Origin of the sequence: Microbacterium sp., assembly GCF_047605725.1 — a bacterium.
Taxonomy (GTDB): domain Bacteria; phylum Actinomycetota; class Actinomycetes; order Actinomycetales; family Microbacteriaceae; genus Microbacterium.
Genome location: NZ_JASGFE010000070.1, coordinates 1 through 10999, shown reverse-complemented (window position 1 = coordinate 10999; position 10999 = coordinate 1). Strand labels below are relative to the sequence as shown.

11 protein-coding genes are annotated in these 10999 nt (G+C 69.9%); 3 read left to right on the top strand and 8 right to left on the bottom strand.

What is annotated here, in order from left to right:
• The first annotated feature begins 186 nt into the window (after nt 1-186).
• Nucleotides 187-660 carry a DUF3515 family protein gene (locus tag QM641_RS12125; RefSeq protein ID WP_415116830.1) on the top strand — a complete coding sequence of 158 codons (474 nt, stop codon included), beginning with the start codon at nt 187-189 and terminating at the stop codon, nt 658-660.
• On the opposite strand, the gene QM641_RS12120 is transcribed toward QM641_RS12125, so the two are convergent.
• From QM641_RS12120 to QM641_RS12090, 7 genes are all read right to left on the bottom strand, one after another.
• On the bottom strand, nt 661-1749 hold the full coding sequence (locus QM641_RS12120) for a D-alanine--D-alanine ligase family protein (protein WP_415116828.1): 1089 nt from the start codon (nt 1747-1749) through the stop codon (nt 661-663).
• Nucleotides 1655-2752 carry an NAD(P)H-dependent glycerol-3-phosphate dehydrogenase gene (locus QM641_RS12115; protein WP_415116826.1) on the bottom strand — a complete coding sequence of 366 codons (1098 nt, stop codon included), beginning with the start codon at nt 2750-2752 and terminating at the stop codon, nt 1655-1657. Before QM641_RS12115 ends, QM641_RS12120 begins: the two co-directional genes overlap by 95 nt.
• A gap of 22 nt (nt 2753-2774) precedes the next feature.
• Complete coding sequence (locus QM641_RS12110) at nt 2775-3527, bottom strand: lysophospholipid acyltransferase family protein (protein ID WP_415116832.1); 753 nt, start codon at nt 3525-3527, stop codon at nt 2775-2777.
• A 19-nt stretch (nt 3528-3546) separates the two neighbouring features.
• Complete coding sequence (gene murA, locus QM641_RS12105) at nt 3547-4920, bottom strand: UDP-N-acetylglucosamine 1-carboxyvinyltransferase (protein ID WP_415116824.1); 1374 nt, start codon at nt 4918-4920, stop codon at nt 3547-3549.
• 73 nt (nt 4921-4993) lie between these two features.
• Complete coding sequence (gene leuD, locus QM641_RS12100; RefSeq protein ID WP_415116822.1) at nt 4994-5590, bottom strand: 3-isopropylmalate dehydratase small subunit; 597 nt, start codon at nt 5588-5590, stop codon at nt 4994-4996.
• Nucleotide 5591: 1 nt separating this feature from the next.
• Complete coding sequence (gene leuC, locus QM641_RS12095) at nt 5592-7061, bottom strand: 3-isopropylmalate dehydratase large subunit (RefSeq protein ID WP_415116820.1); 1470 nt, start codon at nt 7059-7061, stop codon at nt 5592-5594.
• A gap of 180 nt (nt 7062-7241) precedes the next feature.
• On the bottom strand, nt 7242-8237 hold the full coding sequence (locus tag QM641_RS12090; RefSeq protein ID WP_415116818.1) for a TerC family protein: 996 nt from the start codon (nt 8235-8237) through the stop codon (nt 7242-7244).
• 212 nt (nt 8238-8449) lie between these two features.
• On the opposite strand from QM641_RS12090, the gene QM641_RS12085 reads away from it, so the two are divergent.
• Both QM641_RS12085 and QM641_RS12080 read left to right on the top strand, forming a co-directional pair.
• A complete protein-coding gene (locus tag QM641_RS12085; protein WP_415116816.1) occupies nt 8450-9010 on the top strand; it encodes an RNA polymerase sigma factor in 561 nt (186 codons plus the stop codon).
• Nucleotides 9007-10128 (top strand): DUF4349 domain-containing protein, encoded by a 1122-nt coding sequence (locus QM641_RS12080; RefSeq protein WP_415116814.1) that lies wholly within the window; start codon nt 9007-9009, stop codon nt 10126-10128. The genes QM641_RS12085 and QM641_RS12080 overlap by 4 nt, the downstream gene beginning before the upstream one ends.
• A gap of 16 nt (nt 10129-10144) precedes the next feature.
• Here the strand turns inward: QM641_RS12080 and QM641_RS12075 are convergent, their stop codons facing one another.
• Nucleotides 10145-10504: an SGNH hydrolase domain-containing protein gene (locus tag QM641_RS12075; protein WP_415116812.1), complete on the bottom strand. Its 360-nt coding sequence runs from the start codon at nt 10502-10504 to the stop codon at nt 10145-10147.
• Between the last annotated feature and the right edge of the window lie 495 nt (nt 10505-10999).

The following is a 10999-nucleotide window of genomic DNA, read 5'->3' as shown; positions in this document are numbered from 1 at the left end:
GCGCCGCGCCGCCCGCTCGGACCGCGAGACTCCATCCGCGCACCGAGACTGCATGCTGGGCGTGCAGTCTCGGTGCACCAGTGGAGTCTCGCGGAGAAGGGTGGTGCAGGGACGGGAGGGCGCGGCAGGGGCACGGCGCGGCAGGGGCATGGATCGTGTGCGGCCGGGCGCGGGTAGCCTGGAGCGATGTCCCGCGTCGCTCGTGCCCTGGTCGGGGCCGTGGCGGCGGCATCCGTCACCGGCTGCGCCACCACGGTGTCGCTGCCGACCGCGAAGGATGCGAACGACCCCCTGTGCGCCGAGGTCACCGTGCGCCTTCCCGCCGAGGTCGCAGGTCAACAGCGGCGCTGGACCGATGCGCAGGCGACCGGGGCGTGGGGGCCGCCGGGAGGCGACTCGTCCGTGATCCTCACGTGCGGCGTCGAGCCGCCCGGCCCCACCGAGGCACGCTGCATCACCGTCGGCGGCGTGGACTGGATCGTCGACGACTCGCAGGCGCCGCGCTATCTCGTCACCTCGTACGGGCGGACGCCCGCGGTGGAGGTGTTCCTCGACAATGAGGTGGTGGCCTCCAACGACGTGCTCACCGCGTTCGCGCCGCTCGTGCAGCAGCTGCCGAGCGATCGGGCGTGCACGAGCGCCGCGTCGGTCCTGCCCTGATCAGCCGCGCGAGCGCGCGATCTCGATGAGCTCGGCGATGAGCTCGTCATAGGGCAGGCCCGAGGCGACCCAGCATTTGGGGAACATCGAGATCGGCGTGAAGCCCGGCATGGTGTTGAGCTCGTTGACGTACAGGCCGTCGTCGGCGAGGAAGAAATCCACCCGCGCGAGGCCCTTGCCGTCGACGGCCGCGAACGCGCGCAGCGCCGCCTCCTGCACGGCGGCGACCTGCTCGTCGGTGAGCGCGGCCGGACACACGACCTCAGCGCCATCGCCGCCGAGGTACTTGCCCTCGAAGTCGTAGAACTCGCGCGTGGTCAGCACGATCTCGCCCGGCAGCGACGCCCGCGACGGGGCGCCGTCGCGGCCCTCCAGCACGGCCACCTCGACCTCGCGGCCGACGATCCCCTGCTCGACGAGCACCTTGTCGTCCTCGGCGAACGCGAGCGCCATCGCGTCGTCGAACTCCTCCGGGCCGTGCACCTTCGAAACACCGACGCTCGAGCCCGCCCGCGCCGGCTTGACGAACAGCGGGAAGCCGAGCGGTGCGGCATCCGCTCGCACGCGGTCAGGTCCGCCGACCCACTCCCGCGCGCTGACCGTGATCGACGGCACGACCGGCACCCCGGCGGCCGCGAGCACGATCTTCATGAAGTGCTTGTCCATGCACAGCGCGGAATCGAGCACGCCGCCACCGGCGTACGGCACCTCCAGCGTGTCGAAGAAACCCTGTATCGTGCCGTCCTCGCCGTGCGTGCCGTGCAGGATCGGCAGCACCACGTCCACGTCGCCGAGCGAGTCGATCGTGCCGTCCGCGCGGCGCACGCGCAGCTCGCGGCGCCCGGCGGCCTCCGGCCACAGCACCCGAGTGCCGTTGTCGACCACCTCGGGGAGGCGCTCCGGGTCGAGCGCGAACTTGTCGGCGTCGTCGTCCTCGAGCACGAATGCACCGTCGCGGGTGATCCCGATCGGGATCACCCGGTAGCGATCGCGGTCAATCGCCCGCAGGACGCCCCCGGCTGTTGCGGAGCTGATCGAATGTTCGCTGGACCGACCGCCAAAGAGCACCGCTACCGCTGCCTTGTCCATTGTGGGTCCTCTCGCCCGTGGGCTGGTCGTCGTCTGTCGTGAGGTGCGGAGCGATGTCACGCGGGTTCATGGTGCCGTCGAGCACCATCTTCACCTGCTCCACGATCGGCATGTGCACATGGGTCGCGCGGGCCAGCTGCAGCACCGGCGCGACCGAGGCGAGCCCCTCCGCCGTCTGGTCCATCTGCTTGACCACATCCTGAAAGCTGTAGCCCTGACCGAGCAGGCGCCCCGCGGTGTTGTTGCGACTCAGCGGCGATTGGCAGGTCGCGATGAGGTCGCCCAGGCCCGCCAGGCCCTGCAACGTCTCCGGCTCGGCGCCCTGCGCGACCGCGAAGTCGGTCATCTCCACGAGACCCCGCGTGATGATCGAGGCCTTCGTGTTCTCGCCGTAGCCGACCCCATCGACGATCCCGATCGCCACCGCGATGAGGTTCTTCAGCACGCCGCCGAACTCTGTGCCGATGACATCGGTGTTCACGAAGGTGCGGAAGTAGGAGTTGCGCGCCCTCCTGGCCACCGCCTCGGCGGTCTGCTGGCTGATCGAGGAGATGACCGCGGCGGTCGGCTGCTCGCGCGCGATCTCCAGGGCGAGGTTCGGGCCGGATGCCACGGCGATGCGCTCCGGCGCGCAGTGCAGCTCCTGCTCGATCACCTGGCTCATCCGCAAGCCCGTGCGCCGCTCCACCCCTTTCATGAGCGAGACGATCGGGGCGTCGGTCTCGGCGACCAGGGGTCGCACGGCCTTGAGGTTCTGTCGCAGCGCCTGGCTGGAGATAGCGAGGTAGATCTGGGTGGCGCCGTCGAGCGCCTCGGAGATGTGGTGTGTCGCCGAGATCGAACGCGGCAGGTTCACCCCGGGAAGGTACTCGCTGTTGCGCTTCGCCTCCTGGATCTCGTGGGCGAGCTCCGCGCGCCGGGCCCACATCACCACGTGCGCGCCGCCGTCGGCGAGCACCTTGCCGAACGTCGTGCCCCAGCTCCCGGCGCCCAGGACGGCCACACGCGGCTTCGAGGCGGTCTGCTTAGGAGTCAAGGCGTCCCGTCTCCCTCTGTCCGTGCGTGGCGGGGTTCCAGCGCTCCAGGGGCGGGCTCTCGCCGCGCAGGCGCCCGAGCAGCACCGCGACGTCGTGCATCACCCGGTCGGTCGCCGCCGCCAGAGTCGTCGGCTGCGAGCGCGTGCGGCGGTACTCGTCAAGGTCGACCGGTGGACCCACCAGCACCCGCACCCGCCGGCGCGGCGGCCACAGCCGGAGCCTGCCGTACCGCGGCATGATCTCCTGCACGCCCCAGTGCGCCAGCGGGATGACCGGGATGTCACGGGTGAGCGCGAGCCGGACGGCCCCGGTCTTCCCGCGCATGGGCCACAGGTCGGGGTCGCGGGTGAGCGAGCCCTCCGGGTACACGATCACCCCGCGACCGTGCGCGACGAGCTCGGCCGAGCTCTTCAGCGTCTGCCGGGCGGCGGCGGCGGAGGCGCTGCGGGCGACCGGGACCATGCCGGTCGCCCGCAGCGCCCACCCGACCACCGGCACCCGGAACAGGCTCTCCTTCGCCATGAAGCGGGGCGCCCGGCCCATCCGCCACGTGGCGACCGCCACGATGACCGGGTCGATCTCGCTGCAATGGTTGGGTGCGAGCACGAATGCACCCTCGCGCGGCAGGTGCTCGGCGCCTTCGATCTCGATCTTGGCGAGAAGCCCGACGAGCGGGACGACGATTCCGGCGAGCGGCCAGAAGATCGACGGACGGGTCTTCTCGTCGGATGCGCGCGGCATCGGGGCTCGGGACACGGGGCTATCCGATGACGTCGAAGTCGGCGCCGAGAGCCGTGAGCTTGTCGAGGAACTGCGCGTAGCCGCGACGGATGATGCCGATATTGCGCACGATCGACTCCCCGTCGGCGGTGAGCGCCGCGATGACGTGGCTGTAGCCGCCGCGGAGGTCGGGCACGACGATGTCCGCGCCATGAAGCGGCGTGGGCCCGGTCACGACCGCCGCCTGCTCCAGCTCGCGACGCCCGACCCGGCGGTAGGGTCCGTCGAGCCCGTGCGGATGCACGACGATGTCCGCGCCCATCTGCACGAGCGCGTCGGTGAAGCCGAGCCGGTTCTCATACACGGTCTCGTGCACGACCGACGTCCCCTGGGCCTGGGTGAGCGCGACGATGAGTGGCTGCTGCCAGTCGGTCATGAAGCCCGGGTGCACGTCGGTCTCGACCGTGACGGGCTTGAGGGCGCCGCCGCGGCGGAAGCGGATGCCGTCCTCGGCGATGTCGAAGGATCCCCCGACCTTGCGGAACACGTTCAGGAACGTGAGCATCTCCTGCTGCTTCGCACCGGCGACGAAGATGTCGCCGTCTGTGGCCAGGGCGGCGCTCGCCCACGATGCGGCCTCGTTGCGGTCGAAGATGCAGCGGTGGTCGTAGCCGGAGAGCGAGTCGACTCCCTCGATGAAGATCACCCGGTTGGGCTCGTAGGAGATGATCGCGCCCATCTTCTGCAGCACCGCGATCAAGTCCATGATCTCCGGCTCGATCGCCGCGTTGCGCAGCTCCGTGGTGCCGCGGGCCCGGACTGCGGTCAGCAGCACCTGCTCGGTCGCCCCGACGCTCGGGTAGGGCAGCTCGATGTCGGCGCCGCGCAGTCCGCCGGGGGCGGAGAGGCGGATGCCGCTGGGCAGCTTCTCGACGACCGCGCCGAACTTGCGGAGGGCGTCGAGGTGGAAGTTGATCGGACGGTCGCCGATGCGGCATCCGCCGAGGTCGGGGATGAACGCCTGACCGAGCAGGTGCAGGAGCGGCCCGCAGAACAGGATCGGGATGCGCGAGGCGCCCGCGTGCGTGTCGATCTCCTCCATGTGGGCCGAGACCGCGCCGCGCGGGTCGAGCCGCAGCACCCCGTCGCCGTCGTCGTCGACTCCGACGCCGTGGACCTCCAGGAGCGAACGGACCACGTGCACGTCGCTGATGTCGGGGACGTCCCGCAGCACGCTCTCGGTCTCGCCGAGGAGGGCAGCGACCATCGCCTTGGTCGCGAGGTTCTTCGCGCCTTTGACGTCCACGCGCCCGGTGAGCGGCCGCCCCCCGCGGATCGCGAGGACCTCGGGGCCCACGTCGGTCGTCCGATCGAGCGCAGCAGCGGACACCGAAGCACTCAGCAGGGTGTTCATCCGTTGAACCTCACTTGTGTCTCGACGAGTCGCCGTGCGGATGCCGCGTTGCGGCTGCGGGGTCTGCTCCACGCTACGCGACCGGGATCGTCCGCGGCCGCCAGGCCTCTCGGCGCGCCTCGAACTGTGCGATCGCGGCCTCGTTGCTGAGCGTGAGCCCGATGTCGTCCAGTCCCTCCAGCAGCCGCCAGCGCGTGTAGTCATCGATGTCGAACGGCACCTCGAACGCGCCCAGGCTCACCGTGCGCCGCTCCAGGTCAACGGTCATCTGTGCACCGGGATCGGCCTCGAGCAGCGCCCAGATCCGCTCCACGGCGTCCTCCGCCACGACGCCGGTCACCAGGCCCTGCTTGCCCGAGTTGCCGCGGAAGATGTCGGCGAACTTCGAGCTGAGCACGACCTTGAAGCCGTAGTCGCGCAGCGCCCACACCGCGTGCTCGCGACTGGATCCGGTGCCGAAGTCGGGACCGGCGACCAGGATGCTCGCTCCCGCATAGGCCGGCTGGTTCAGCACGAAGTCGGGGTCCTGCCGCCAGCTGGCGAACAGGGCGTCATCGAAGCCGGTCTTGGTGACCCGCTTGAGGTAGACGGCGGGGATGATCTGGTCGGTGTCCACCGCCGCGCGCTTCAGGGGAGCTGCGACACCGGTGTGAGTCGTGAACTTGTCCATGTCAGGCCTCCGTCCTGCCGCCGACCGGCTCGGCCAGCGCGGGTACCGGATCGAGGTCGCTCGGGCTGGAGAGCGTGCCGCGCACGGCGGTGGCCGCCGCCACGAGCGGCGAGACCAGGTGCGTGCGCCCGCCTTTGCCCTGCCGTCCCTCGAAGTTGCGGTTGCTGGTGGAGGCGCAGCGCTCCCCCGGTGCCAGCTGATCGGGGTTCATGCCCAGGCACATCGAGCAGCCCGCGAAGCGCCACTCGGCGCCGAAGTCGATGAAGACCTTGTCCAGACCCTCGGCCTCGGCCTCCAGGCGCACGCGAGCCGAACCGGGCACGACCATGACGCGCACGCCCTCGGCCTTCGTGCGTCCGCGGATGATCGAGGCGAACGCGCGCAGGTCCTCGATGCGGCTGTTGGTGCACGAGCCCATGAACACGGCATCCACCGCGATCTGCTTCATCGGCGTGCCGGCGCGCAGGTCCATGTATTCCAGGGCGCGCTCGGCCGCAGCCCGCTCGTTGGAGTCGTCGAACGAGGCAGGATCGGGCACGGCGTCGGACAGCGACACCCCCTGTCCGGGGTTCGTGCCCCACGTGACGAACGGCTCCAGCTCGGCCGCATCGAGATAGATCTCGGCGTCGTAGACCGCGCCCTCGTCGGAGGGGAGCGTGCGCCAGTAGGCGACCGCGTCGTCCCAGTCCTTGCCCTTGGGCGCGTGCGGCCGGCCCTTCAGGTAGGCGAAGGTGGTCTCGTCGGGGGCGACCATGCCCGCTCGTGCGCCGGCCTCGATCGACATGTTGCACATCGTCATCCGGCCCTCCATCGACAGCGACCGGATGGCGCTGCCGCGGTACTCCAGGACGTAGCCCTGACCGCCGTTGGTGCCGATCTTCGCGATGACGGCGAGGATGATGTCCTTCGCGGTCACGCCCGGCTTCAGCTCGCCCTCGACCGTGATGGCCATGGTCTTGAAGGGCTTCAGCGGCAGCGTCTGAGTGGCCAGCACGTGCTCGACCTCGCTGGTGCCGATGCCGAGCGCCATCGCGCCGAACGCGCCGTGGGTGGAGGTGTGGCTGTCGCCGCACACCACCGTGATGCCGGGCATGGTCAGGCCCAGCTGGGGACCGACGACGTGGACGATCCCCTGCTCCTTGTCGCCCAGCGAATGCAGGCGCACACCGAACTCGGCGGCGTTGCGGCGCAACGTCTCGATCTGGGTGCGGCTGGTCAGGTCGGCGATCGGCTTGTCGATGTCGAGCGTCGGGGTGTTGTGGTCCTCGGTCGCGATCGTGAGATCCGGCCGGCGCACGGGGCGCCCTTCGGCACGGAGGCCGTCGAAGGCCTGCGGGCTTGTGACCTCGTGCACGAGGTGCAGGTCGATGTAGATCAGGTCGGGCTGACCGTCCTCGCCCTTGACGACGACGTGGTCGTCCCACACCTTCTCAGCAAGGGTGCGCGGACGATCGGGGATCTGGGTGGTCATGTGTCTCGTTCTCCTGGAGTGGGGATGACGCCCGCGACGGACTCCGCGACGGGAGAGGGCTCAGAACGAGATCCCGTCGCGGCCGCTAAGGAGAAGACGAGCGATCCGCACCGGTCAAGAATACCACCGCCTCCCTGGGCGTCCGCCCAGCCGCACCCACGGCGACGGGCTCGGCGGGGATCAGCTCTCGGTGCGGCCGGCGGCGCGGTCGCGCGAGGACGCGACCAGGCTCGCGCCCGTGGCGACGACCATCGAGACGACGATCACCCCCAGCGAGAAGACCGTCGAGATCTCCGGCGCCCACCCGATGTGGTGACCGCCGTTGATGAACGGCAGCTCGTTCTCGTGCATCGCGTGGAGGACCAGCTTCACCCCGATGAAGGCGAGGATGAACGCGATGCCGTAGTGCAGGTACTTCAGCTGGTCGAGGAGGTCGCCGAGCAGGAAGTAGAGCTGGCGCAGCCCCATGAGCGCGAAGATGTTCGCGGTGAACACGATGAACGCGCTCTGGGTGATGCCGAAGATCGCCGGGATCGAGTCCAGCGCGAACAGCAGATCGGTCATGCCGATCGCGGCGAACACGATGATCATCGGCGTGAACATGCGCTTGCCGTCCACGACCGTGCGCACCTTGTCGCCGTCGTAGCCGTCGCTGATGTCGATCGTGCGGCGCAGCACGCGCACGATGAAGGACTCCTGGGCGACGTCGGAGTCGTGGTCGCCGCCGGGGAACGCCTGCTTCCACGCCGTGTACACGAGGAACGCGCCGAAGATGTAGAACACCCAGCTGAACTGCTCGATGAGGGCGGCGCCGGCGAGGATGAACAGCCCCCGCAGGATCAGGGCGATGATGATCCCCACCATCAGCACCTTCTGCTGGTAGCGCCGCGGCACCGAGAACTGCGCCATGATCAGCACGAACACGAACAGGTTGTCGATCGAGAGGCTGTACTCGGTGAGCCAGCCGGCGATGAACTGGCCGGCGTACTCGCCGCCCGCGAACAGCCACATGAACCCGGCGAACACGAGCGCGAGCACGACGTAGAAGACCACCCACAGCGTGGACTCCTTCGTCGACGGGATGTGGGGTCGCTTGACGATTAGGAGCAGGTCGGCGACGAGCACGAGAAGGAGAACGACCAGGGAGCCGATCTCGAACCAGACGGGGAGGTCCATGTGGGCCTTTCAACGGGTCTGCAAACGTCGAGAGTCTCTCCCCCGCTTGCGCGGAGCACGCCCGGAACCCCTCGGATGGGATCCGTGATGACGAGCGTGCAAGGACGGGATACTCCCCCTCGCTGTACAGCAGCGTACAGGGCGGATGCCGCATGCGGCGAGACGATCCTCCCGCGCGCGACACCACACAGATGAGAGACGATGGGAGCGTCATGAGTGCAACGGATGCGCGTGCCGACGTCGAGCTGCTCGCTGCCGCCGCCGGCGGCAGCGAGCACGCCTTCCGTGCGCTCTACCGGCGCCACGTGCGCCCGGTGTTCTGGCTCGCCCATGGCCTCCTCGGCGTCCGGACGGACGCCGAGGACGCCACGCAGGACACGTTCGTCGTGGCGTGGCGGAAGCTGCCGGAGCTGGAGCTGGCCGGCGATTCGCTGCTGCCGTGGCTGGTCACCGTGTGCCGGTACCAGTGCGCCAACCGCATCCGTCGTCAGCGGCGGGAACGGGAGCACTCCGCCGGACCCGCGGACGACGCGCTGCCGGGTACGGTCGATGTGGAGAAGCAGGTGGTCGATGCGCAGCTCGTGGAGCGGATCCTCGCCGAGGTGGCCGTGATGAGCCCGCTCGACCAGAGCATCTTCCGCCTCTGCGCCGCCGACGGCTACGCGTACGCCGCTGCCGCCGAGGCGCTCGGGGTCAGCCATGGCGTGGTCCGCAACCGTCTCTCCCGCATCCGCACCCGCGTGCGGACCGCCGTCGAGGAGGAACGAGCATGAACGCCGAGGATGTGACCCTGCCAGAGCTCTCCGATGCGCGCATCGGAGAGCTCGAAGACGCCGTGTTCGACCGGATCGCGCGGGAGCGCGCCGAGATCCAGACCGCGCAGCGCGGTCGAGGCGCGCGACGCCGTCGCTGGTGGACCGTCGCGGGGGCAGCAGCGGCGGTGGTCGTCGTGGCGGCGGTGATCTCCCCCGCGGTCACGGGCCTCGTCTCGCCCGCCTCGGATGCGAGCAGCGTGCAGTCCGCGGTGGAGCCGGATCTCGGGAGGCAGGATGCCGCCGGCGACGCGGCGCTGCCAGACGCGTCCGACGCGAAGGCGGAGTCGCTGGGCACCGAGGCCTCGAGTCCTTCCGCAGTCACCGAGCGCGAGGTGATCACGACGGCATCCGCCACCGTCGAGGTCGACGACGTGCGACAGGCAGCCGAGCGCGTCGGCACGCTCGCCGAGTCGGTCGGCGGGCACGTCGAGTCGATGAGCGTCGGCTCGACCGCCGGCACGGGCGAGCTCCAGCCGCTGTCCGACACGATGACGCTGCCAGCGTCCGCGGAGGCCTGGGTCACGGTGCGGGTGCCAGCCGATCAGCTCTCGGCCGTGATGGACGAGCTGGCCGGGATCGGCGACGTGTCGGCGTCGCGCATCGATCGCACCGACGTCACCACGGCGACGGTGGATCTGCGGGCGCGCGTGGGCTCGCTGGAGACCTCCGTGGCACGCCTGAACGAGCTGATGGCGGGCGCCCAGAGCACCGCCGACCTCATCGCCGCCGAAAGCGCGCTCGCCGAGCGCCAGGCGGAGCTGGAGTCCTACCGGCAGCAGCTGGCCTATCTGGAGGATCAGGTCGCGGAGTCCTCGCTCACCGTGTCGCTCGTGCCTGAGACCGAGCATGTGCAGGCCGACCCGGCCGGCTTCGGCGACGGCCTCGTCGCCGGCTGGAACGGGCTCATCGCGACCCTCAACGGCATCGTCGTCGCGCTCGGCTTCCTGCTGCCGTGGATCGGCGTGCTGGCCGTCGTCGGCCTCGTGCTGTGGGCGGTCCGGCGGACTGTGCGGCTGCGCCGGGCGCGACGCGGCAGCTCCCCGCGCGACGACCTGTCGGGCTCAGAGCGGGAGTGACCCGCGGGATCGAGTGTCAGCCGACCAGGGGGCGCAGCTCGCGCACGAACCAGTCGGCGAGCGACAGGGTGAACGTGGCGCTCAGGTGGTTGTCGTCGATGTAGGCGATCAGGCCCCTGACCACCGCGTGGCACGTGCCGCCGGGGCACAGGAGCGCGTGCGAGTCGACAACGGGCGCCCTGGTGGCCGCTGCGGCATCGACGAGCCAGTCGTCGAGCGGCTCGTCCGGCCATGCGCGCGGGCCCAGAACTCGCCGGGCGCACCGATGCAGAAGCGGCCGGTCCTCCGCCAGGCCTACCGAGTACCCTATGGGCCTTCCGGCATCCGTCACCGCGTCAGAGCGGGACGGACGCGCCGCGGGGTTCGCTCGGCGCATTCTGTCGTCGGATGTGGGGGCCGGCGGCAGAACGCGCCAGGTGAGGGTGCAGCGCTCGTGCTCGCTTGGCGCATCTTGTCGCCGCGGGCGGCGCCGGCGACAAGATGCGCCAGGTCTGCGAATCGGAGCGGTCGGGACCGAGAGGACGAGAGGCCGAGCGCGAGGAATGCGAAAACCCCCGGAGCACCGGGGATTTTCTCGCTTGTGACCCCAGCGGGATTCGAACCCGCGTTACCGCCGTGAGAGGGGGTTAGGCGCCCGCAGAACGGCGTAGGCATTGGCAAACAGGCCTGTGTTCTCGGGCCTCACGAGTGCGTCAAGTGTGATCCGAAAGTTCTCGTCGTCAGTGTTCGTTGCCAAAATGTGCCACGTCGCCGCTGCGCTGAGGCGTCAGTCCGAGATACACGATGCTCACGACGACACGCCCTGCCTGTTGTCGGGCCTACCCCGTATCATAGAGGCATGGTCAACGCGGCGCTCATGGAGCAGGTCGAC